Here is a 23,249-nt window from a genome sequence, read left to right on the forward strand (position 1 = left end):
TGTCCGTGCCCGCGTAAGCTCGGGGCCATGACGGAGTCCGGACCCATCGTCGTTGGATATGACGGTTCCACAGAAGCGAAGCTGGCCGTGTCATGGGCTGCCAACCAAGCGCTGCTGCGGAAGCGTCCACTGCATCTGGTGCACTGCTCCCTATGGATTCTGGTCGCCCCCGACCTCGCTCCGGTCCCCGGTGTAGCCGACAGCGGGCTTGAGCGGGCGGCCGAGCTTGTCCTGCAGGAGGGCCGGGCGCTCGCAAAAGACGCGGCGCCCGCACTGGAGGTTAACACCACGCTGCTCCATGGCTTGCCGAGGGACCATTTGGCCAGGATGTCAGCCGACGCGGACATGCTGGTCCTGGGCAGCCGGGGAATCGGCGGGTTCATGGGTTTGCTCATCGGATCCGTCAGCTTGGAGATGGCGGCCACCGCCTCCTGCCCCGTGGCGGTCATCCGATCCGTTGAGCATCCTGATGGCCCCGTAGTGGTGGCGATCGATGATGCAGGTTCACCGGCGGCCCTCGAGGACGCGTGCGCCATGGCGGAAGCCGAAAGCGCCACGCTAAAGATCGTCCACGTCGTTCACGAGCCGTCCGGCTACCGGCGGTTGCGGGACCCCGTGGACGCCTACCCGGCAGCGGAAGCACTCATCGACGCAGCAGTACTCAAGGCACGCCGGGAGGCGCCGCACGTGGAGGTTTCCGGACAGTTGTTGGTCGACCACTCGACGCCGCGGGCGATCCTCGAGGCCGCGAAGGACGCCCGGATCGTTGTGGTCGGCACCAAAGGGCACGGACTCATCAAAGGAACCATAGGGTCAACCGCGCATGCAGTCATGCATCACGCCGCCGGTCCCGTCCTGGTATCCCGCCGCAGCGCCGAGCCGCCCAGCGCTACTCCCCGGTGAAGTCTCCGGCATCCCTGCGGAAGGCGCCGAGGACGCGGATGAGGTGATCGACGTCGTCGTCCTTGAATCCCGACTTGCCGAAAACCTCGGTGTTGAGCGCCGCCGTCGCCTTTTTTGCGAGCGTGCGGCCCTCCGGGGTGAGCTCGATCAGCGTGGTGCGGCCGTCTGTAGGGTGGGGTGACCTGGCCACCAGCGCGGCCTTTTCCAAGCGGTCGACCGCGTTGGTCACCGACGTGGGATGCACCTGCAGCAGGGCGCTCGCCTTGTTCATGGGCAGCGCACCGCTGCGGGCGAAGCTCAGCAGGGCCAGGAGTTCATACCGTGCGAACGTCAGGCCGAACGGCTTGAGCACCGTCTCGATGCGGGCCAGCAGGATCTGCTGGGTCCGCATGATTGCGGTGATGGCAGCCATGGGAGCCGCGACATCGCCCCACCCATGCCGTTCCCAGTTGCGTTGGGCGTCGGCGATGGGGTCGCGGGGGAGCGGGGTGCCCATGTACGTCCTTTCTGTGGTGGGTGCCTAGTCTTTCAGATTCGGAAACTCTTCCTCCGTGTATTCGACGCCGAGGCCCGCCGGAAGCGGGCCGGCACCGTGGCGGGCCACCTCGGTTCCGCGCAGTTCGACCCGGCGGATCTTGCCGGAAATGGTCTTGGGCAGTTCCCCGAATTCGATCCTGCGGATCCGTTTGAAGGGTGCCAGGTGTTCCCGGGCGTACCGGAGGATGTCCTCGGCGACCGCCGGGCCGGGTTCATAGCCGGCGGACAGCACCACGAATGCCTTGGGCACCGACAGCTTCACGGCATCAGGAGAAGGCACGACGGCGGCCTCCGCCACTGCGGGGTGTTCGATCAGGACGCTTTCGAGTTCGAAGGGCGACAAACGGTAGTCCGAGGACTTGAAGACGTCATCGTCCCGGCCTACGTACGTGATGACACCGTCAACGTCCCTGCTGGCCATGTCGCCGGTGTGGTAGTAGCCGTCGCGGAAGGCTTCCGCCGTTTTCGCCTCATCGCCGAAGTAGCCCTTCATGAGCCCCACGGGCCGTGGGTCCAAGCGCAAGCAGAGTTCGCCGTCGTCGGCTTCCTGGCCGGTGACCGGGTCCACCAGGACGACGTCGTACCCGGGGAGGGGGCGTCCCATGGAACCGATCTTGACCGGCTGGGCCGGAGTGTTGGCGATTTGGACGGTGGTTTCCGTTTGACCGAAGCCGTCCCGGATGGTGACGCCCCAGGCTTCCTCGACCTGGCCGATCACTTCGGCGTTCAGGGGTTCGCCCGCGGAGACCACCTTTTTCGGCGGATTCTCAAGCTGCGTCAGGTCTGCCTGGATGAGCATGCGCCACACGGTGGGCGGGGCGCAGAAGCTCGTGACGCCTTCGCGGTCCATCTGTTCCATGAGGGCTTTCGCGTCGAACCGCTCGTAGTTGTAGATGAAGACGCAGGCCTCGGCGATCCACGGCGTGAAGACGTTGGACCACGCGTGCTTGGCCCAGCCAGGGGAGGCGACATTGAGGTGGACATCGCCGGGTTCCACGCCGATCCAGTACATCGTGGACAGATGTCCCACCGGGTAGGAGGTGTGCGTATGTTCCACGAGCTTGGCGCGCGATGTTGTCCCGGAGGTGAAATAGAGCAGCAGCGTCTCGTCCGCGCGGGTGGGGGCGTCGGGCGTGAAGTCAGTGCCGGCGTCGTAAGAATCTTTATACTGTTTTGCCGCTTTGCTGGTGGCTTCCTGGCCGACTTCAATCAGCGTGTAGGTGCCCTCGACGTCGTCGAACTTGCCGATGTTGGCGCTGCCGACGGCGACCCACGAGGCGCCGCCACGCTCCACCCGGTCCTGCAGATCGCGGGCGCCCATGAGGGTGGTGGTGGGGATCATGACGATGCCGAGTTTGATGCCGGCCAGCATGAGCTCCCACAGTTCCACCTGGTTGCCGAGCATGATGATCATATGGTCGCCACGGCGGACGCCCTGGTCCCGCAGCCAGTTGGCCAGCTGGGACGACCTTCGAGAGAGGTCCTGGTAAGTGCGACGCGTTGAGCTGCCGTCCTGCTCGACGATGACCAGCGCGGGCTTGCTTCCTCGCTCCGGGTTTGCGGCGAGCTGGTCGAACCAGTCCAGGGCGAAGTTGAAGTGCTCAAAGCGGGGCCATTGGAATTCGCTGTGCGCCTGCCGGTAGTCCTCGCGGAGTTCGAGCAGGCGGTCGCGGGCCGCGCGGAAGTCATCGGTGACTCTCATTGTCCGCCTTTCGCTGGGGCGTCGTTGCCTTGGGTCTGCGGGTGAATGCTAGTGATCCATATCACCTTGCAATATACTAGGACATCCAAGGGTTTGGAAGAACCTGACGGGACATGACGAAGGGGTCACATGCTCGACGAAAAAGCCGTTACCGCCACAAGCGGTACAGCACCGGAGAACCTCCTTCCTCCTTATCCGGAGGCTGACCTGATGCACGTAGTAGACCTGCTTCCCCCAGGGGAACGCGCCCGTTACGCCGAAGTGCGGGAGTTCCTCCAATCCCAGGTTCGGGCGGCCAGCATCGACTACTGGAACAGGGAAGAGTTCCCCTTCGGTCTGCTGGCGGACATGGCGAAGTTCGGGCTGGGCGGCTTGCAGACCGATGGTTCCTCGAAGCTGTTCAAGGGCCTCATGTACACCGAAATTGCCCGGGCGGATGTTTCACTTTCTGCCTTGGTAGGCATCCACAACGAGCTCATCGTCGGGATGATCCATGAGCTCGGGTCCCCGGAACAGAAGCAGCGCTGGCTGCCGGGTCTTGAGGGTCTTACCCAGTTGGGTGCCTTTGCGCTGACGGAACCCGACCACGGTTCCGACATTGCCGGGGGACTTTCGACGACGGCGCGGCGCGACGGCGGCGAATGGGTCATCAACGGCGCGAAGCGCTGGATCGGAGCCGGGACGATCGCCGACTTTGCCCTGGTCTGGGCACGCGACGAAGCCGACGGGCACGTTAAAGGATTCATTGTGGAGACCGACCGCCCAGGATACGCGGCGACGAAAATCTCGCACAAAATCGGCCTGCGGATCATGCAGAACGCGGACATTCTTTTGGATGAGGTCCGCGTGCCGTTGTCTAATCTCCTTCCCGGCGCCACGGAGTTCTCCCGGGCCAACGACCTACTGCGCGACTCCCGGGCCTGGGTTGGCTGGCAGGCTGCGGGAATCCAGTTGGCAGCCTTTGATATTGCCCGGTCCTACTCCCTGAGCCGTTTCCAGTTCGGCAGGGAGCTGGCTCGCTTCCAGCTCGTCCAACAGCAACTCGCGGACATCCTGGGGAACGCCCACGCATCGCTGTCCCTGATGGTGGAACTGGCCCGCATCCAGGAAGCCGGGAAATTGGAGATGGTCCAGGCAGCGATGGCCAAAGCGACCACCACCCGCCTGGCCCGGTCCTCGGTGGCGATGGGGCGTTCCCTGCTGGGCGGGAACGGAATTACCACCGATTACGAGATGGGGAAGCTCTTCGGGGACGCGGAGATTCTTTACACGTACGAGGGCAGCTACGAGATCAACTCGATGATCGTGGCCCGGGCTGTGACGGGGAAGTCGGCGTTTGTTTAGGGATGCCTTGGCTGCTGTGGGCTAGCTGCGGCTCCGACGACCTGACCGCTCCGCGAAGGCATCGAGGGCTACTAGAATTTCGTCAGCCCTCCAGTGTCTACCGCGTTTGAACTTGTCGAATCCCTTGACTACGCCGGCCTCTTCCAGAACCTGCATTTGCCGCCAGATTGTCGCCGGGGCAAGACCAAGCCGTTGTTCAAGCAGCTTTGAGTTGATCACGGGCTGGCGGGTGAGTAGGTCTGCGATTTTCCATGCAGCAGCGTCCCGACGTGCTTTGATAGTGTCGGCCCACCTATCCCGTGCGGCTCCGATATCAGAGGCAAGTTGCCGGCCGTTGTCGATGGCGCGGAAGGTTGCCTCGGCCGTCAGCATGATGATCCGATCAGGGTTACCGTCGCGGTAGGCCGTGAGTGCGTCGTGGTATCCCCGCACGTCGACCAGGAGCCCTGCGGAGACTGGAACCGTGACGGCTCGGGTAAGGCCCTTGTTGCGCAGCAGGGCCTGCAGGAGTGCCCGGCCAGTACGGCCGTTGCCGTCCGTGAAGGGGTGGATGGTCTCAAATTGCGCATGCGCGATGGCCGCCTGGGTGAGGATCTGGACATCGTTGCGCGCGGCATAGCGCATTAAATCGTCAATGAGGTCCGGGACGTGGCTCGCGTTCGGGGCCACGAAGTCGGCGCCGATTGGGCTGGCGCTTGATGTGCCGATCCAGACCGGTTCTGTCCGCCACTTTCCTGCAGCTTGAGGATCGGCGTGGCGCATCAGGGCGCTGTGCATTTCCAGTATCGCTGCCGGCTCCAAGGAATCAGCCGCGGCAAGTGCGGCATTCATTGCCGCAACATTGTCAACGACCAGTGTTGCGTTTCTCTTGGAATCGTCGCCAAGTTCGGCCATGCCAATGCTGCGGGCATTCGCAGTGACGTTCTCGATTTGCGACGACGATACCGACTCAGTCCTGAGAAGAATGGCAGAGAAAGGGGCAATGTCGTCGCCAAACTCGTTATCGAAGTCGCGAATAGCCAAGGCGGCGTCTTCGGCGGCGGTGGCTACTTCACTGGGCGGCGCGTAGTAGATGTCAGCGATCGACGGCGGGACTGCCGCTTTATAGGGAAGGTAAGGGGTATCGGTCATGTACCGGGGACCGGACCCTATTCGAGTCTCCCATTGCAAGGTTTCCCAAGTGAGTTTCGGCCAGGTGGCTTCAGCGGTCAACGTCGTTCCTCAGAAGTGTAAGCAGTTGTCGGAGATCTTTTCACTTAACGCCCTAAGTAAAAAGATCCTCGGCTAAACTATTTCACTTCTTCCCTTAAGTGACAAGATCCACGCTGTGGTCCCTTCACTTCCCGGGTCACCTAAGCCGGGCAATCTCCGAGGATCCGTGCCATGGCGTCGCGTTCAGCCTGCGTGACCCAGAGGCCATAAGCGGCCTTCACCGAGATCTGCCGCGTAACGTATTCGCAGCGGAAGGCTTTGCTGGGCGGCAACCAGGTGGCGGCGTCGCCGTCGCCCTTTTGCTGGTTGGTGGGCCCATCGGTAGCTTGCAGGTTCAGCGGATCGTTCGCGAGGGCCGTCCGCTGTTCCCGGCTTAGCTGCTGGGCGCCCTTTTGCCAGGCGTCGCTGAGGGCCACCACATGGTCGATTTGTACAGCTGAGCTTGTGGTGGTGCCGCGGACAAAGGCGATGGTCTTGGCCGTGTAAGGGTCGGCGAGCGTACCGCTTTTGACCTTGCAGGGCACGCTGTTGACGTAGCTGACGGCTGTGAGGTCACGTTTGAGGATGTCGTTCCGGGTGTCGCATCCATTGCGGTCGACGTCCGCCCAGGCTTGCCCGAACTGGTCGCGGTCGTATCCCGTTTTCGGGGCGCGACCCTTGATAGGGAGGGTTGTCAGGGTATCGAGTGCCTGTGAGGCTCCACGAACGCCAGTGGCTTCGACCGGGCCGGGCGCGCAGCTTCCCAATAAGAAGGCCAGCGATACCGCCAGGACAAGGGCGCCTGGGCGTCGCCAACCGGATAGGACGTGTGTGGGCAAAGCCGGCAAAAATAATCCCCTTCTTCATGACGTCAGGCCGCGAGTCAACGGCCGACTTGGGGCGCTTTTGGGAAGACACCCTCGGGGATTCTAGTTGCCTGAATTACAAGGCTGTAATTAGCTGCGGTTGGTTAGAGGTTCGCCTCCGCGTAGACCCGCAACGCGTCCCGCACAAATGCAGCCCCCGATTCCCCTCCGTAGTTGGCTGCGAAGCGCGGATCAGCGACGTACATCTCGCCGAGGCCCACCACATAGCCCTTCGCATCTCCACCGGGCGCTGCCGAGGGAGTTCCCGGAATGCCGCGCAGCCATTCAACGTGCCGCCGGGCCAGATCCTGGGCCTCCGCGCTGTCGGGTGACGCCCCTGAGGAAGCGGCCGCAATCCAGTCGCTGCCAAGCTTCTGTGAACGGTCCTTCCATTCCTGCTTTTCTTCGGAGCCCATGCCCCGCCACCACGCGTCACTCGCGGCGTAGGCGTCCTTGCCCCATCGTTCCTCTACCTCGTCCTTGTACTGAGTGTGGTCGAAGCCGTCAAACATGTCCTGTGCCATGTACTTTCCATCCCCTTTCATTGTCTCGATGGTTTGCCGCACGGAAGCGATCTGCCTGGCCAAGCGGTCCTGTTCCTGCCCGAGCCATTCCAGATGGCCGCTGAGGGCTTTGACGGTGTCCGTTTCCCGGACCAGGACCTCGGCAATCGCCGGCAGCCCGAGCCCGAGCTCCCGCAGCAGGAGGATGCGCTGGAGCTGAACCAAGGCCGGACCGTCGTAATAGCGGTAGCCGTTATGTCCGGTCCGGCTTGGTTTGAGCAGCCCGATGTCGTCGTAGTGACGCAGCGTTCGGCTGGTGGTTCCTGCCATCCTTGCGATTTCCTGGATTGACCAGTCCATCCGTCCTCCGTCCCGTGCCTGTCCTTTGACAGTAGAGGTTGACGTTACGTCAAGGTCAAGGGGATGAGTGCGGTACTAGTCGGCCAAGATCAGGTACAGCGCCCGGCGGGTTTCATCGAGCTTCTCGATGGCTGCCTTGCGCTGTTCCTCGGTGGCCGTGGCGCGGAACTGGTGGATGGCGCCCATGAGTTTCCCGATGCTCTGGTGGAACTCGTGGTCGGTCCCGTCCACGCCCGTGTTCCAGGCGTTGGCCAATTCTTCCTGGTGTCCGGCAACGTATTCACGGCCGGCTTCGGTGAGGGTGAACTCGGTGCGGCGTCCCTCACCGGTGGCGGCGATGAGTTCTTCATCTTCCAATTGCTGCAGGGTCGGGTAGACGGATCCAGGGCTGGGACGCCATGCGCCGGCAGTCTTTTCTGCGATGGTCTTGATCAGCCCGTAGCCGTTCGATGGGGATTCGGCCAGCAGCGACAGGATTGCCGCGCGGACGTCGCCGCGGTTGCGGCGCGGTCCGCCAGGACCAAAGCCGCGGGGACCGAGGCCGCCGGGTCCAAATCCCGGACCGAAGCCTAGGCCGAATCCGCCGCCGTGACCACCGGGACCCCGACGTCCTCGGCCGCGGCCAAACCGTCCACGGCCGGGGAAGCCCGGACCTTGTTCGGGAGAGTGGTGGTCGTGTTCGTGGATGCCTTTCATAACAGCATCATCCTTTCGGTAGGGTTCACCGATGGAGTATCGGCGATAGTCAACGATATATCGGTAACTATCGTGACGTCAAGAGATGCGAGAGAGCGTTCGGCTGAAGGGAGCGTTTGGTGAGAGAGGGTCCGGCTGGAAAGGGCTTTTGGTGAGAGAGGGTCGTTAACGCCCGACGGCGGGTGCGGACTTATCGCTAAGTCCGCACCCGCCGTCGCGGTTTTGGGAGGCTGGTGGCTATTTCCACCAGGTATCAAAGATGGTGACCGGTACCGTGCGCTTGTGGCGCGTCCGGAGGTATTTCTGCTCGATGAGCTCGGCGGCGCCGTCGGGAACGTCGCGGCCTTCGAGGTAATCATCGATCTGGTCGTAGGTAATGCCGAGCTCGTCCTCGTCCGTGCGCCCAGGCTTGTCGTCCAGGAGGTCTGCCGTGGGAACCTTCTGCCACAGGCGGGCCGACGCGCCCAGTTCCGCAAGGAGTTCGCGGTTCTGCCGTTTGTTCAGGCCGAACAGCGGCAGGATGTCTGCACCGCCGTCGCCATATTTGGTGAAAAAGCCCGTGACCGACTCGGCCCCATGGTCCGTGCCGATCACCAGGTAGTTGTGCTCGCCCGCCAGGGCGTACTGGGCGATCATGCGGGCGCGGGCCTTGGTGTTGCCCTTGTGGAAGTCGGAAATTTCTGCGCCCGTGGTTTTCTTGAACTCATCCTCGAAGCCGTCCACGGCATTGGAGATATTGAAGGTCCACTCGGTCTTGGCGTTGATGAAGTCCAGCGCTGCCTGGGCGTCGTCTTCGTCGTGCTGGACACCGTAGGGGAGCCGGACTGCCACAAAGTTGGCGTCGACGCCCTCGGCTTCCAGTTCCTCCACCGCCAACTGGGCGAGTTTGCCGGCCAGCGTGGAGTCGAGTCCGCCGGAGATGCCCAGGACGAAGCCCTTGGTACCCGTGGCTTTCAGGTAGTCCTTCAGGAAGGCAACCCGCTTGCGCACCTCCTCTGCTGGAGTGATCCGGGGCTGGACGCCCATTTCCTCGATGATCTTGGCCTGGAGTTCGCGCATGTGGTCAACACTAGTCAGGGCAGTTGTGACCGCTCAACCATTTCGCCTCCCGTTGCCCAACTAAGTCGCAGTTGTGCGCGTTTTGAGCCCGCTAAACGCGCTCTGCTGCGACCTACTTGGGTGCCGGGCCGGTGGAGCGGCGGACGGTGAGGTGGGTGGGCATGACTGCAAGCCGCCGGCTTGAACCAGCATGCAAGGGATCCAGCTGGGCCAGCAGCATGGAGACAGCCACCCGGCCTGCCTGCTCAATCGGCGAGGCGATGGTCGTCAGGGGCGGGTTGCAGAAGTCGGCGCCGAAGATGTCGTCGCAGCCCACGATGCTCATGTCCTCGGGAACCCGGATTCCGCGCTCCCTCAGCCGCTGGAGCATTCCGATGGCCAGGAGGTCGTTGAACACGATGCATGCGGTAGCTCCCGTCCGCGCAGCTGCGTCTGCAGCCGCGGCTCCGGACGTGGTCTTGGGAGCAAAGGGGCCGATTCGTGACGTGTTCAATCCACGTTCGCGGCTTTCGTCCTCGAAGGTTTTCCATCGCTTGGCGTTGGACCACGACGACGCCGGGCCGCCGACGTAGCAGATGTTGGTGTGGCCGAGGGATGACAAGTGGTCGATTGCTTGGACGATTGCCCCGGGCGTATCGATCATGACGGTTGGTGCATTGGAGGACGAACGGTTGATCGTGACAATCGCCTGGGATGAAGCCGCCGCAGCCAACTGGGTATCGGTGAGCCTGGAGGCAGCCAGAATAAATCCGTCAGCGGTCCGCTGCATCTTCTTGAGCGTGTCTGCCTCCATCTCTGCCGATTCCTCCGTGTCCACCAGCAACTGGGTGTATCCGGCAGCTTTCAACTGGTTCTGGGTGCCGCGGATGATGTCGAAATAAAAGGGGTTGGTTACGTCTGGGACAAGCAGGGCAATTGCGTTGGTGCGCCCTGAGCTGAGCCCCCTGGCCTGCGAACTCGGCACATAGTTCAGGGTCGCCGCCGCTTGCTCAATCCGTTCCCGGGTTATCCGGTTCACACGCCCCGGGTTGGAGAGTGCCCTGGAGACGGTCGATGTTGCCACGCCTGCCAGTTCGGCGACGTCGCGGATCGTGGGAGGAGCACCCGTGCCTCGAACGGTCGAGTCTGCCATGTCGGTTCCTTCCAGCTGGCGTCCGCCCATCCCGGTGGGCGCGTCCTGCCAACATTTGAGCAGTTTTGGCAACTTTTGGCAACCGCTTGCCGCAGGGATTGCCAACTCCTAGACTCAACTCCGAGCCCCTGTGACATAGACCACCATTGCGGGCTGGCCAACCAAGGAGGAAACAATGAGGTTTGCACCATCGGCAAAGCTGGCGGCTGTAGTCGCAGCAGCCGCACTCGCTCTGACAGCCTGCGGAGGTGACGGCGGAAGTTCATCCGCTTCAAGTGGTCCCGTAGATGGCACCGGGAAGAAACTTAGCGTCCTGACCGGAGTCAACAACCAGTATCCCGAGCAGCAGAAGGAATGGTTCAAGGACATCGCCGCGAAGTTCAAGGCCAAGACGGGCGCCGAGGTTGAGTTCGAGACCTTCGCCTCCGCAAACGACGAACTGACGCGGATCCAGACTTCTGTTGTTTCAGGCCAGGGCCCGGATGTCTACAGCCTCGGCACCACCTTCACACCCACGGCCTACGCCACCAAAGCCTTCGTGACCCTCTCCGACGACGATTGGAAAAAGGTGGGCGGGAAAGAGAGGTTCAACCAGGCTGCCCTGGGGATCTCCGGACCGGATGCGGAGCACATGGCGGGAATTCCGTTCGTCAGCCGCCCGTTCGTCATGGCGTACAACAAGGACCTCCTTGCGGCGGCCGGCATTGAGAAGCCGGCAACCACGTGGGACGAACTCGCTGAGCAGGCCAAGAAGATGACCAACGCCGGCACCGGCACGTATGGCCTGGCCACCGGCTACAAGGACAACTTCGACCCATGGAAGTTCATTTGGGCCATGTCCGTCCAGGCCGGAAACCCGCTGGTGGACGGCGACCAGCTGAAGATGGACGACCCCACGGTCAAGAAAGCCTACGAGACCTACTTCGGCTGGCTCACCAAGGACAAGGTCGTGGATCCTGCAGCGATCGGCTGGAGCAACAGCAACGCGGTGGCTGCCTTCGCGTCCGGCAAGGCGGGCTACTTGATGATGACAACGTCCAGCTCGGTTCCCACCCTGGACAAGTCGCCGATCGCCGGCAAATACGCCTACTCGATTATGCCCACCACGGCGCCCGGTGAGACCTCACCCAAGGGCGACGGCGATAAGGCCGCCAGCATCCTCTCCGGCGACAACGTCGTGGTTGCCGACTACTCCCAGCAGAAGGACCTGGCGTTCGCTTACATCGAGCTCATCACCTCCAAGGAAGAGCAGTTGAACTACCAGAAGATCTTCGGCGAGCTGCCGGCGAATGCCGAGGCTCTGGCCTCCTTGACTGATCCCAAGCTTCAGCCCATCGCCGAGGCCGCAGGCAAGTCAAAAGCAACTCCGTTTACCGGTGCTTGGGGCGACATCCAGCTGGGCCTCCTGAACGTCACCGTCCAGTCCATTCCGGACCTGGCCAACGGCGCCGTGGATAGCGCTGCCCTGGAGTCCCGGCTCAAGGACGCCCAGTCCAAGGGCCAAGCATCCCTCGACCGGGCCGCAAAGTCCTAGGCAGGGTTCCCCATGTCCACTGATTCCTTCAGGGAAATGAAGGCCGTTGCCGGCCCGGCTGCCGGAGGGCATCCGGTCCGGTCCGGCACCTCAGCAAAAATGTCCGACGGCGGCACCGCCCCGACCCCGGGCACCAGCACCATGGGTCCTGCGGGCCGGGGCAGGAAACCCTCCCGCCGGAAAGGCATGAGCGAACGCAACCGGCCATTGTGGATGTTGATCCCGGGCGGCCTGCTGATGTTCGTCATCATCGTGGTTCCGCTTTTCCTCGGCATTTATATGTCGGCCCTCAACCTGGACCAGTACACCCTTCGCAAGTGGGTCAGCGCACCGTTCATCGGCGTCGACAACTTTGTGGAAGCGCTGACTGACTCACCCCTGCTGCACTCGGTATGGCTGAGCGTCAGCTATTCGCTGATCGCAATGCTGGTCACTTTGCCACTGGGAATCGCAGCTGCCGTCGCGACGCAGAACGCGTTCAGGGGCAGGGCGCTTGTGCGTTCGATTTTCCTGATCCCTTACGTCCTCCCATCCTTTGTGGTTGCCACGGTGTGGCGGACCATGTTCCAGCCGGACGGCGTGGTGGATTCAGCCCTGGGGGCCTTCGGCATGGACGGCGGGCTGTGGCTCAACGGGCCGCAAACGTATTGGACGCTCATCCTGGTTCAGATCTGGGCTTCCTGGCCGTTCATCTACCTGCTGGCCCTCTCCGGCTTGCAGTCCGTGGACCACGAGGTCCACGAGGCTTCGGCCCTAGACGGTGCGTTGTGGTGGAACAAGCTGCGGTACGTCATCTTCCCGTACTTGAAGGGTCCGCTGGCACTGGCCTTCCTCATCGGCATGCTGCACCACATCAACAACTTCACGCTCCCGTTCGTGCTGTTCGGCGTTCCGGCCCCTGCCGACGTCGAAGTCCTTCCGATCCTCACGTACGTCACCAGCTTCCAGAGCTTCCGGTTCGGCCTCAGCGCCGCCATGGCATTCGTGTCCCTTGTGCTGATCGCCATTCCGCTGTTCATCTACCTGCGCGCCGTCAAGTTGGACGACGCCGATACGCCGGGAGGCAAGAAGTGAGCGCACCAACCACCTCAGTCCGCGGCACGGCCGACCGGAGTTCGTCCGGAAACGGATTCCGGCCCGGCTCCAAACGGCAGCTTGAAGTAACCCGGCTCCTTCCGGGCCCCCTGCTGGCCATCATCCTGGCGTTCCTGAGTGCCATTGTGCTGATTCCGGTCGCCTATATCTTCCTGGCGTCCGTGAACTCGGACATCGGCGTGGCCAACGGTGAGTTCTGGCCCTCGACGTTCTCCCTGGAGAACTACACCAAGATCTGGTCCAGCGTTGGCCTGGCCAAGGGCCTTGCCAACAGTGTGCTCGTCGCTGGAGCCACAGCTGTGGTGTCCGCCGCAATGTCCGTTTCCATCGCCTACGTCCTGGTCAGGTACCAGTTCCGTGGCAGGCTCACTATCCTGCGAAGCCTGCTTGCACTCCAGTCCGTACCCGGGACGCTCATGGTCTTGCCGGTGTTCGTACTCTTCTCGTCCGCGGCCAGCTATTTGGGAGTCCAGGTCATCGGAACGCAATGGGGCCTGTTCATCACCTACCTGACGTTCGCCATGCCGTTCTCGACGTGGGTGATGGTTACCTACCTGCGCGGCCTGCCCCGCGAACTGGAAGAGGCTGCCAGGATCGACGGCGCCAGCAACCTTGGGGTGCTGATGCGCATCATCCTGCCTCTCAGCTGGCCCGGAATTGTGGTCTCGGGAATCTTCGCCTTCCTGCTCGGCTGGAACGATGTTCTGTTCGCCTCGGTCATGACCAGGCCGGACAGCCAGACCGCGGCAGTCGCTTTGCAGATCTTCGGCGCCTCGCAAGAAGGTGGAGCCATCCCCCTGTACGGCCAAATGATGGCGGCGTCGCTCGTGTGCGCGGCACCCGTCGTGATTCTGTACCTGATTTTCCAACGTTACCTAGTGGGCGGCCTGACCGCCGGAGGAGTCAAGTAGCAATGACCGGTTCAGCAACAGTGGAGTGGACGCTCTCGGGCTTCGGAGACGAAATCGACGACGATCCCGTGCTGCAGATCGCGGTGCTCCAGGCCTTGGGTGCAAACCACATCGAAGTCCGCAGTGCATGGGGAACCAACATCGTGGAACTCACTGCGGAGCAGTTGGATGAACTCAGGAAACTCCTCGACGCTGCAGGCATGGGGGTATCGGCCATTGCGTCGCCCATCGGCAAGGTGGATGTCACGCTGCCAGTGGACCACGAGGTTGAACGGCTGCGGCGTGCCGTCAACGCCGCCCAGGTGCTGGGTGCCCGTTATATCCGGATCTTCTCGTTCTACTACGGCGACGACGTTGCCGTAGAGAGCATCCGCGACGACGTCATTGACCGGATGCGGGCTTTGGCAGCCGTGGCAGAGGAAGCCGGAGTGGTGCTGCTGCACGAGAACGAGAAGGACATCTTCGGAGATACTCCTGAGCGGGTGCTGGACATCATCGAATCAGTGGCGTCACCGGCACTGAAAGTGGCCTGGGACCCCGCCAACTTTGTCCAGGTGGGGGTCAAACCGTTCGATGAAGGCTATGCCAAGCTCCGTCCGCACCTTGAATACCTGCAGGTAAAGGACGCACGGTTCGCCGACGGCGTCGTGGTTCCTGCCGGAGAAGGCGACGGCGATCTCCTCCGTACTGTCCAGGCTCTGAAGGATGACGGCTTTGTGGGCTTTGCCAGCCTGGAACCGCACCTCGCCGGTGCCCATGGGCTCGGCGGGTTCTCCGGGCCTACTGCGTTCGGAATGGCAGCACGCGCCTTTGCAAAAGTAGTGAACGAAGCTGGAGTGGAAACCAAGTGAGCACTGATACGAACCAACCCATTAACGTTGCCATTGCCGGATGCGGCAGCATCGGCAGGACGCATGCTGCCGCCGTCGGCGAATTGCCTGAACTGCGCGTCACCGCACTGGTTGACGAGATTGAGGAAGCTGCCACTGCCCTGGCGCAGCACATTGAAGACAGCGGTGCCTCCCGTCCAGCCACCTACGGAAGCCTGCGTGAAGCGTTTGCCGCTGCCGACGTCGATCTTGTCATCATCGCCACCCCCAGCGGACTGCACATCCAGCAGGCCTTGGAGGTACTGGCCGCGGGCAAACACGTTGTCATCGAGAAACCGCTGGACGTGAACCTCGATCGAGCAGATGAAATCCTGGCCGCAGCCAGGTCCGCGGAGGAAAAGGGCCTCGTTGCCACCGTCATCAGCCAACATCGTTTCGACCCGGCGTCGGTACTGGTGGACCGGGCACGCCGTGCTGGCCGGTTCGGCCGTCTGACGTCGGCAATCGCGTCGGTGAGTTGGTTCCGCAGCCAGGGCTACTACGATTCCGGGGCATGGCGCGGGACGTGGGCCATGGACGGTGGCGGAGCAGTCATGAACCAGGGCGTGCACACTGTGGATCTCCTCCTGTGGTTCCTGGGCAAGCCAGTGGAGATCAGCGCCAAGACCGCCCTCCTGGCGCACACGGACGTGGAGGTGGAGGACACCGCAGTGGCCACCTTGACGTTCGAATCGGGCGCGCTCGCGGTATTGCACGCGACGACTGCCGCCTATCCGGGACTGACCGTGCGGCTCCAGGTCATGGGCTCAACAGGCTCTGCCGTCATCGACAATGACAACCTTGAGTATTTCCACGCAGGGGATCCTGAGGAGGTAAACAAGAACCCGATGGGTGTCCGCGGCGGCGGCAACCAGGCCGAGTCCGAGCTTGCCACGTTCGCCGAGCCACCAGTAGCCACCAACCTCGACCCCACGGTTTACCCGGCTGGACATATCCGCCAGTACCGCGACGTGGTGGATGCCATCCGCAGCCGCAGGGCACCCGGCGTCACGGTTGCTGACGCCGTCACGGCCCTGGCCACTGTCCGCGCACTTTACGTTTCAGCCACGTTGGGCAGGCCCGTCCTGATCGCCGATGTCATGGCAGGAAAGTACAACGACGTGCAGGTGCGTACCGGCAATGGACACTTTGAGGAGGTCACGGCATGAAGTTCTCGGTTTTCACGGCATCGACCCCGGAATGGACTCCGCAGGAAGCGGCCATGACTCTGGCCGCGCAAGGATGGCACGGCATCGAGTGGCGGGTCACGGACCAGGCTGAGGCGTCGGAACCCGGCTTCTGGGCCGGCAACAAAGCCACCTGGCCCATGACCGGGCTTGAGGAAACCCTCCCTGAGATTGCCCGGCTGACCAAGGAATCCGGGCTGGAATACTCCGGCCTGGGTGGCTACGCACGTTGTGATGACCACGACGGCGTGGAACGGGTTCTTGCAGCCACGGCCGCCTTGGGTGCCCGGCAAGTCAGGGTCAATGTCCTTCCTCTGGGCAACTCCACCATGGGGGGCCAGGAGCCAAGCGGGCTGTCCTACCCCGAACTGTTCGCCTCAACGCGGGAGCACTACGAATGGGTGGCCGGGAGGGCCGCGCACCACGGGGTCAAAGCACTCGTTGAACTGCATCACGGCACGGTGACGGCCTCCGCTTCGTCTGCCCGAAGGCTCCTCGAAGGCCTTGATCCACAGCATGTGGGCGTGATCCATGATCTGGGCAACCTGCTGATAGAGGGCTGGGAATCACTGCTTCCCGGGCTCGAACTGCTTGGCCCTTACCTGGCCCACGTGCACGTGAAGAATGCGCGCTGGGTCCGGACGGAAGAACGCGACGCGGTAGGCGCAGCCATATGGGCACATGAGTGGGCGCCGCTCGCAGAAGGACAAGGCAACGTGCTGGCATATTTCCAGGCACTCGAATCGGTGGGCTACGACCGTTGGGTCACGGTAGAGGACTTTTCCACCGAAGTGCCCTTGGCCGAGCGTACCGCGGGCAACCTGGACTTCCTTCGCCGCGCTGCCTCCGCGGCGGGGTTGACCGTCAGCGAGAGCAATGCCGCTGACTCACTGGCGAAAGGTTGAACTGATGCCTTCCTCCATTGCAGCCCACCCGGACCGACTCCTGCCCGCGGATCCTGGAACCCGGGAGATTGCCCGCTCGCTGCTGTCCAGGGTTCAGGACCTGCCTGTCATCTCTCCGCACGGCCACGTTGACGCCGCTGTCATTGAGCAGAACACGCCCTTTCCGGATCCCGCCGCGCTGCTGGTGAGCCCGGACCACTACGTCACCCGCCTGATTCATGCGGACGGTGTTCCGATGGACCAGCTCCGTGCAAGCGGCTCCCGGGATTCCCGGGAAGTCTGGCGTCGGTTCGTGGAGGCCTGGCCGCTTTTTGAGGGGACGGCCTCCGGTTATTGGCTGCGTACCCAGTTCGAGCAGGTGTTCAAGCTCGGTGCGGACCTCGGCGAGCTGTCCGCAGATACCAGCTACGACGCGATTTCCGCCAAGCTTGTGGAGCCTGGCTTCCGCCCGAGGCAGTTGTTCAAGGACTTCAATATCGAGGTCCTGGCCACCACGGACGACCCCCTGGATGACCTTGCCAGCCACAAGGCGTTGACCGAGGACCCCAGTTTCAACGGCCGCGTCCTGCCGACGTTCCGCCCGGATGCCTACATCAACATCGCCCACCCGTCGTGGGCCTCGAACGTGGAACGGCTGATCGAAACCGCAGCCGACGGCGGCACAGGCTACGCCGGTTACCTCGCGGCCCTGGAAAACCGCCGTCGTTATTTCGTGGACCATGGCGCCGTGTCCGCGGACCATGGCGTCCGCACTCCGGCGACGCTCAAGTTGGAGGCCGCCGAGGCCGGGGCCCTGTTCGAGAAGGCCCGCGCCGGCAACGCCACAGCCGCGGACCGGGACGCGTTCGAGGCGCACATGATGTACCAGATGGCGCGGATGTCGGTGGAGGACGGGCTGGTGATGACCATCCATCCGGGCTCGTACCGCAACCACCACGGGCCCACGTTCGAGGCCTTCGGCGCGGACACCGGCCATGACATCCCGTTTGCCGTCAATTACACCGAGGCGATCCGTCCGTTGCTGCAGGATTTCGGGACGGCCAAGGACTTCCACTTGGTGCTGTTCACTTTGGACGAGACCGTGTTCTCGCGTGAATTGGCGCCGCTGGCAGGCTTCTATCCGTCGGTGTACCTGGGCGCGCCGTGGTGGTTCCTCGATGCCCCGGATGCCATGCTGCGGTTCCGCTCGGCCGTGACGGAGACGGCCGGTTTCTCGAGGTCCTCGGGCTTTATCGACGACACCCGTGCGTTCTGCTCCATCCCGGCACGCCATGATGCATCGCGCAGGATCGAGGCCTCGTTCCTGGCGCGTCTGGTGGCCGAGCACCGCGTCAGCGAGGACCGGGCGCATGAGCTGATTGTGGACGTCGTTGACGGGTCGCCGCGGAGGGTGTTCAAGCTGTGAGCTCCCTATTGCACAGGACGGCTCCGGCCGCTCCGGTCCGCATCGTCCATCTTGGGTTGGGTGCCTTCCACCGCTCGCACCAGGCCTGGTACACCCAGCACGCCGGCGATGCGGGGGAGTGGGGGATCGCGTCCTTTACCGGCCGCCGCCCCGACGCCGCTGCGGTCCTTGCCGCGCAGGATGGGCTGTTCACGGTGGTGGAACGCTCGGACGCGGGGGATGCCTTCGAGGTTGTCAGCAGCATTGTTGAGGCCGTTGATGGTGCTGATGTTGGCCGCCTGGTTGAACTACTCGCCGCGTCTTCCACGGCCATCGTCACGCTGACCATCACTGAAGCCGCGTACGGTCTGGGCGCCGCCGACGTGCCCGTGCTGCTCGCCGGAGGGGAACCCACGACGCCGATGGGCCGCTTGGTCGCGGGCCTCGCCGCCCGTCAGAAGAACGACGGCGGGCCGCTCGCTGTGGTCAGTTGCGACAACCTCTCCGATAACGGGACCGTGGCCCGGAACGGTGTGTTGTCCCTGGCACGTGAGTTCGATGCCGGCCTGGCGGGGTGGATCGAGGCGAACGTCAGTTTTGTGAGCACGTCGGTGGACCGGATCACCCCGCGCACCACACCGCAAGACATCGCCCTGGTGGCCTCTTCCTGTGGGTACCGGGACGAGGCGCCCGTGGTCACCGAGCCGTTCCACAACTGGATCCTGTCCGGCGATTTCCCTGCCGGGAGGCCCCGGTGGGAGGACGCCGGGGCAGTGTTCGTGGACGACATCGAACCCTACGAGAACCGGAAGCTCTGGCTGCTCAACGGCGCGCACTCCATCCTGGCCTACGCAGGCCTGGTCCGGGGGCACACCACCGTGGCGGAGGCCCTTGCCGATTCCGTCTGCAGGGAGGCCGTTGAGAAGTTCTGGGACGAAGCAGCGAAACACCTGACCGGCCCGGACCTGCACATCACGGAGTACAGGGCCGCATTGTTGGAGCGCTTCGGCAATTCACGGATCGCCCACCACCTGGCCCAGATCGCCGCGGACGGCAGTACGAAACTCCGGATGCGCGCCATTCCCGTGCTTGCCGCCGAACGTGCGGCCGGCCGAAACGGAAGCGGGGCAGCCCGGATGATCGCTGCGTGGTCCGCCTACGTGGCTGCGTACTCCGGCGGACAAGACCCACAGGCAGAGGCCATCGAACAGGCGAACCTGCTCACCGGCACTGCGCGGACTGGAGCCCTCTTGGGCTTGCTCAGCCCGGACCTGGTGCGCGACACCGACTTGCTAGAGAGCCTGACCGCCCTGCAGGCAGAACTCGCGGCCGCGGTCCCTGACGATTCCACTCTTGAACCCGCGGGCAGCCACGTCGCCGATCCCGTACTGAAAGGACAACCATGAAAATCATCGCCGCTGACGTCTTCGTGACCAGCCCGTCCCGCAACTTCGTCACCTTGCGGATCACCACCGAAGACGGTGTGACCGGTATCGGTGACGCGACCCTGAACGGCCGGGAACTCGCCGTCGCCGCTTATTTGAAGGAGCACGTCGCCCAGTTGCTGATCGGCAAGGACCCGCACCGGATCGAGGACACGTGGCAGTTCCTTTACCGGTCCTCGTACTGGCGCCGTGGCCCGGTGACGATGGCGGCGATTGCCGCCGTCGACATGGCGTTGTGGGATATCAAGGGCAAGATGGCAGGCATGCCGGTGTATCAGCTCCTGGGCGGTGCCTCGCGCAACGGGCTGCGGGCCTACGGGCACGCTTCGGGTTCGGACATTCCCTCGCTGTTCGATTCCGTGCGGGAGCACCTGGAACTGGGGTACAAGTCCATTCGCATCCAGACCGCTGTTCCCGGCATCAAGGCCGTCTACGGTGTGGCCGCGCAGGCCCAGGCCTCGGGGGAGCGGTACGACTACGAGCCCGCCGGCCGCGGTAACTTCCCGCTGGAGGAGGACTGGGACACCCGAGCCTACCTCCGCCACCTGCCCACCGTTTTCGAAGCCGTGCGCAACGAGTTCGGCCCCGAAATCCCCTTGCTGCACGACGGCCACCACCGCATGACCCCCATCCAGGCCGCCAAGCTCGGCAAGGCCCTGGAACCGTACGACCTCTTCTGGCTCGAGGACTGCACCCCGGCCGAGAACCAGGAAGGCCTGCGCCTGGTCCGCCAGCACACCACCACCCCTTTGGCGATCGGTGAGATCTTCAACACCGTGTGGGATTACCAGACGCTCATCAAGGAACAGCTGATCGACTACGTCCGTGCCGCCTCCACCCACTTCGGCGGGATCAGCCCGTTGAAGAAGGTCATGGACTTCGCCGCGCAGTACCAGATCAAGTCCGGCTTCCACGGACCCACGGACATCTCCCCGGTAGGTTTCGCCGCGCAGTTGCACGTTGGCCTGGCCATCCACAACTACGGCATCCAGGAATACATGCAGCACTCGGACAAGACCAACGAGGTCTTCGAACAGTCCATGACCTTCACGGACGGCTACCTGCACCCGGGCGACAACCCCGGCATCGGCGTCGAATTCAACGAAGAAGCCGCCGCAGCCTACCCCTACCAGCAGGCCTACCTGCCCTACAACCGCCTCGTGGACGGCACCGTCCATGACTGGTAAACCCGGGACAAAGCACGACGGCGGCACCCTCCCCGGTCCTTCCGGTCGCCATCTTGTGGTGATGGGTGTGGCCGGGTGCGGCAAGAGCACGGTGGGGATCGCCCTCGCCGAACGGCTCGGTGCCCGGTTCCTCGACGGCGATTCTCTGCACCCCCACGCGAACATCGACAGGATGGCCTCGGGTACTCCGCTGAACGACGACGACCGGGCACCTTGGCTGGCCGAAATCGGGAGGCGGTTTCCGGCGTCGGACACTGCTCTGGTCATTGCGTGCAGCGCGCTCAAGCGCGGCTACCGCAACATCATCCGCAGCGGCGACCCGTCCGTGGTGTTCGTCCACTTGCACGGCACGCGGGAGCTGTTGAGCGCGCGCATGACCTCGCGGCCCGGCCACTTCATGCCGCCGTCGCTGCTGGACTCGCAACTGGCTACGTTGGAACCCCTGCAGGACGATGAAGCTGGAATCGTCGTGGATATCGACCAATCCGTGGAGGACATCGTGGAGCACGTTGTATCGGCTATGTCGGGGCATCTGGTCCAGGCCGAAGCGTCCGCGCCGCAGTACCTCGTGGATTTGACGGCCGCGCCGTTCAGTCTCGACGATGCCGCGCTGAACTGGGTCGAATCCACCATCGCATCCATGACGTTGGAAGAGAAGATCGGACAGCTCTTCATCAACCACAACAACGACTACTCTCCGGAGTACCTGGACAACGTGCTGGAGAACTTCCACGTGGGCGGAATGCGGTACCGTCCGGGTCCGTCGGCTGCGGTGCAGGAGCACATCCGGTACGCGCAGTCGAAGACGCGTATTCCGCTGCTGGTTGCCTCGAATCCCGAGATGGGCGGCGCGGGAAGCTGCGACGACGGCACGTTCGTCTCCACGCACCTGCAGGCCGGTTCGCACCCGGACAAGTCGATTGCCCGACGCATGGGCGAGGTGGCCGGCGTCGAAACCGCTGCCTTGGGTTGTAACTGGGCGTTCGCGCCGATCGTGGACATCCACTACAACTGGCGGAACACCGTAATCTCCACTCGTGCCTTCGGGAACACCCCGGGGATCGTGGTGGAGCGTGCCAAGGAATACTTCGACGGCATTAGCGAGTCGCCCACGGTTTGCGCCATGAAGCACTTCCCGGGCGACGGCATCGACGAGCGCGACCAGCACGTGGTGACCTCCTACAACACGCTCGGTTACGAGGAATGGGACCGGACGTACGGGCACGTGTACCGCGAGATGATCGGGCATGGCGTGCAGTCGATCATGGTGGGGCATATTGGTGCGCCTGAGGTGTCGCGTCATTTCCGTCCGGGCCTCGCCGACTCTGAGATCCGTCCGGCGACCCTGGCCCCCGAATTGTTGCAGGACCTGCTCCGGGGTGAACTTGGCTTCAACGGCCTGGTGCTGACCGACGCCTCGCTGATGGTGGGACTGACCCAGACCATGAAACGGCGCGACCTCGTCCCGGCCACCATCGCTGCCGGGTGCGACATGTTCCTGTTCTTCCGCAACCCGGAGGAGGACTTCCAGTTCATGCTGGACGGCTACAAGTCAGGGGTCATCTCCGATGTGCGCCTGCACGATGCCTTGCGGAGGATACTCGGTTTGAAGGCCAGCCTGGGTCTGCACGTTAAGCCTCGGGAATCCTTGGTTCCTTCCTCGGAGGCGCTGGCCGTCATCGGCAGCGACGCACACCGATCCATTGCCGCGGACATCGCGGACAAGACGGTGACCTTGGTGAAGGACACCGCGGGGAACCTGCCCATCACGCCCAAGACCCACAAACGCATCCGTTTATATGGGATCTCGGGCGGGGCAGATTTCACCCGGGCCGATCCGCTGGCCTACCTGGACACCGTCAAGGAGGAACTGGAAGCCGCAGGCTTTGTGGTGGACGTGTTCAAGACCGCCGAACAGCGCGAGGCCGCAGGGGAGACCGGCATGAACTTCATGCGGGTGTTGTCTGAGGAAGCCACAGCGGACTACGCCGATCGTTACGATGCCGCTTTCGTTTTCGCCAACGTGAAGGGTTTTGCGCAGGAAGCAGCCATCCGCATCAAGTGGTCATCGCCGATGGCAGCCGAGATCCCCTGGTACGCCACTGAGGTTCCCACGGTGTTCGTTTCGCTCAACCAGCCCAACCACCTGATTGACGTGCCCATGGTCAAAACCGCCATCCACGCCCATGCCGGAACCCGCGAGGCAATCCGCGCCACCATCCAGAAAATTCAGGGGAAGTCCGAATTCCAGGGCACGTATAACGAGAACGTGTTCTGCGGTTCGTTCGACACCCGGTTGTAGTCCTCCCATCCGGGGGCGCGGTCTCGTAGCGGAAGACGCACGGGATGCCCGGCACGGCTCACGAGGCTGTGCCGGGCTCTTTTGCGTGCGTCATGTTCTGAGGCCGCTGACACTAGGTATATGCAGCAATCAGCTGA

General features: G+C 63.3%; 20 protein-coding genes. 12 read left to right on the top strand and 8 right to left on the bottom strand.

The genetic code is table 11. The annotated features are described in order from the left end of the window. The first annotated feature begins 27 nt into the window (after positions 1 to 27). On the top strand, positions 28 to 903 hold the full coding sequence (locus ACSVIE_RS06105; protein ID WP_426005663.1) for a universal stress protein: 876 nt from the start codon (positions 28 to 30) through the stop codon (positions 901 to 903). On the opposite strand, the gene ACSVIE_RS06110 is transcribed toward ACSVIE_RS06105, so the two are convergent. Both ACSVIE_RS06110 and ACSVIE_RS06115 read right to left on the bottom strand, forming a co-directional pair. Continuing rightward, positions 890 to 1,399, bottom strand: coding sequence for a MarR family winged helix-turn-helix transcriptional regulator (locus ACSVIE_RS06110; RefSeq protein WP_426005665.1), 510 nt, complete (start codon positions 1,397 to 1,399; stop codon positions 890 to 892). The genes ACSVIE_RS06105 and ACSVIE_RS06110 overlap by 14 nt on opposite strands. A gap of 24 nt (positions 1,400 to 1,423) precedes the next feature. Further along, complete coding sequence (locus tag ACSVIE_RS06115; protein WP_442423315.1) at positions 1,424 to 3,142, bottom strand: AMP-binding protein; 1,719 nt, start codon at positions 3,140 to 3,142, stop codon at positions 1,424 to 1,426. A gap of 129 nt (positions 3,143 to 3,271) precedes the next feature. On the opposite strand from ACSVIE_RS06115, the gene ACSVIE_RS06120 reads away from it, so the two are divergent. Next, positions 3,272 to 4,486, top strand: a complete 1,215-nt coding sequence (locus tag ACSVIE_RS06120) for an acyl-CoA dehydrogenase family protein (protein ID WP_442423316.1) — start codon at positions 3,272 to 3,274, stop codon at positions 4,484 to 4,486. A 21-nt stretch (positions 4,487 to 4,507) separates the two neighbouring features. Here the strand turns inward: ACSVIE_RS06120 and ACSVIE_RS06125 are convergent, their stop codons facing one another. The 6 genes from ACSVIE_RS06125 to ACSVIE_RS06150 form a co-directional block, all read right to left on the bottom strand. Continuing rightward, the gene (locus ACSVIE_RS06125; RefSeq protein ID WP_442423317.1) at positions 4,508 to 5,698 is read right to left on the bottom strand and encodes a Fic family protein; all 1,191 of its coding nucleotides are present in this window, start codon (positions 5,696 to 5,698) and stop codon (positions 4,508 to 4,510) included. Between the two features lie 140 nt (positions 5,699 to 5,838). Next, a complete protein-coding gene (locus ACSVIE_RS06130) occupies positions 5,839 to 6,516 on the bottom strand; it encodes an HNH endonuclease family protein (protein WP_442423318.1) in 678 nt (225 codons plus the stop codon). A 131-nt stretch (positions 6,517 to 6,647) separates the two neighbouring features. After that, positions 6,648 to 7,406, bottom strand: a complete 759-nt coding sequence (locus ACSVIE_RS06135; RefSeq protein WP_442423319.1) for a MerR family transcriptional regulator — start codon at positions 7,404 to 7,406, stop codon at positions 6,648 to 6,650. Positions 7,407 to 7,481: 75 nt separating this feature from the next. Further along, positions 7,482 to 8,102, bottom strand: coding sequence for a PadR family transcriptional regulator (locus tag ACSVIE_RS06140; RefSeq protein ID WP_442423320.1), 621 nt, complete (start codon positions 8,100 to 8,102; stop codon positions 7,482 to 7,484). Positions 8,103 to 8,339: 237 nt separating this feature from the next. Beyond that, positions 8,340 to 9,161, bottom strand: a complete 822-nt coding sequence (nadE, locus tag ACSVIE_RS06145; RefSeq protein ID WP_442423321.1) for an ammonia-dependent NAD(+) synthetase — start codon at positions 9,159 to 9,161, stop codon at positions 8,340 to 8,342. A 112-nt stretch (positions 9,162 to 9,273) separates the two neighbouring features. Next, positions 9,274 to 10,293 carry a LacI family DNA-binding transcriptional regulator gene (locus ACSVIE_RS06150; protein ID WP_442423322.1) on the bottom strand — a complete coding sequence of 340 codons (1,020 nt, stop codon included), beginning with the start codon at positions 10,291 to 10,293 and terminating at the stop codon, positions 9,274 to 9,276. A 175-nt stretch (positions 10,294 to 10,468) separates the two neighbouring features. Between ACSVIE_RS06150 and ACSVIE_RS06155 the strand changes: the two genes are divergently transcribed. Genes ACSVIE_RS06155 through ACSVIE_RS06200 form a run of 10 tightly spaced genes read left to right on the top strand, consistent with a single transcriptional unit; the run spans position 10,469 to position 23,112 of the window. Next, entirely contained in the window at positions 10,469 to 11,827 is a 1,359-nt protein-coding gene (locus tag ACSVIE_RS06155) for an ABC transporter substrate-binding protein (protein WP_426005674.1), read from the top strand. Between the two features lie 12 nt (positions 11,828 to 11,839). Further along, a complete protein-coding gene (locus tag ACSVIE_RS06160) occupies positions 11,840 to 12,901 on the top strand; it encodes a carbohydrate ABC transporter permease (protein ID WP_442423323.1) in 1,062 nt (353 codons plus the stop codon). Beyond that, complete coding sequence (locus ACSVIE_RS06165) at positions 12,898 to 13,833, top strand: carbohydrate ABC transporter permease (RefSeq protein WP_426005676.1); 936 nt, start codon at positions 12,898 to 12,900, stop codon at positions 13,831 to 13,833. Before ACSVIE_RS06160 ends, ACSVIE_RS06165 begins: the two co-directional genes overlap by 4 nt. Before the next feature lie 2 nt (positions 13,834 to 13,835). Beyond that, complete coding sequence (locus ACSVIE_RS06170) at positions 13,836 to 14,684, top strand: sugar phosphate isomerase/epimerase family protein (protein WP_442423324.1); 849 nt, start codon at positions 13,836 to 13,838, stop codon at positions 14,682 to 14,684. Then, positions 14,681 to 15,871, top strand: coding sequence for a Gfo/Idh/MocA family protein (locus tag ACSVIE_RS06175; protein WP_426005678.1), 1,191 nt, complete (start codon positions 14,681 to 14,683; stop codon positions 15,869 to 15,871). Before ACSVIE_RS06170 ends, ACSVIE_RS06175 begins: the two co-directional genes overlap by 4 nt. Beyond that, positions 15,868 to 16,794, top strand: a complete 927-nt coding sequence (locus ACSVIE_RS06180) for a sugar phosphate isomerase/epimerase family protein (protein ID WP_442423325.1) — start codon at positions 15,868 to 15,870, stop codon at positions 16,792 to 16,794. The genes ACSVIE_RS06175 and ACSVIE_RS06180 overlap by 4 nt, the downstream gene beginning before the upstream one ends. A 4-nt stretch (positions 16,795 to 16,798) precedes the next feature. Continuing rightward, positions 16,799 to 18,199, top strand: a complete 1,401-nt coding sequence (gene uxaC, locus ACSVIE_RS06185; RefSeq protein WP_442423326.1) for a glucuronate isomerase — start codon at positions 16,799 to 16,801, stop codon at positions 18,197 to 18,199. Then, positions 18,196 to 19,584 carry a mannitol dehydrogenase family protein gene (locus ACSVIE_RS06190; RefSeq protein WP_442423327.1) on the top strand — a complete coding sequence of 463 codons (1,389 nt, stop codon included), beginning with the start codon at positions 18,196 to 18,198 and terminating at the stop codon, positions 19,582 to 19,584. Before uxaC ends, ACSVIE_RS06190 begins: the two co-directional genes overlap by 4 nt. After that, the gene (gene manD, locus ACSVIE_RS06195) at positions 19,581 to 20,810 is read left to right on the top strand and encodes a D-mannonate dehydratase ManD (RefSeq protein ID WP_426005685.1); all 1,230 of its coding nucleotides are present in this window, start codon (positions 19,581 to 19,583) and stop codon (positions 20,808 to 20,810) included. The genes ACSVIE_RS06190 and manD overlap by 4 nt, the downstream gene beginning before the upstream one ends. Next, positions 20,800 to 23,112, top strand: coding sequence for a gluconokinase, GntK/IdnK-type (locus ACSVIE_RS06200; RefSeq protein WP_442423328.1), 2,313 nt, complete (start codon positions 20,800 to 20,802; stop codon positions 23,110 to 23,112). The genes manD and ACSVIE_RS06200 overlap by 11 nt, the downstream gene beginning before the upstream one ends. Positions 23,113 to 23,249 lie beyond the last annotated feature (137 nt).

This window comes from Paenarthrobacter sp. NCHU4564, from assembly GCF_052156435.1.
In the GTDB taxonomy this organism is placed as follows: Bacteria; Actinomycetota; Actinomycetes; order Actinomycetales; family Micrococcaceae; genus Arthrobacter.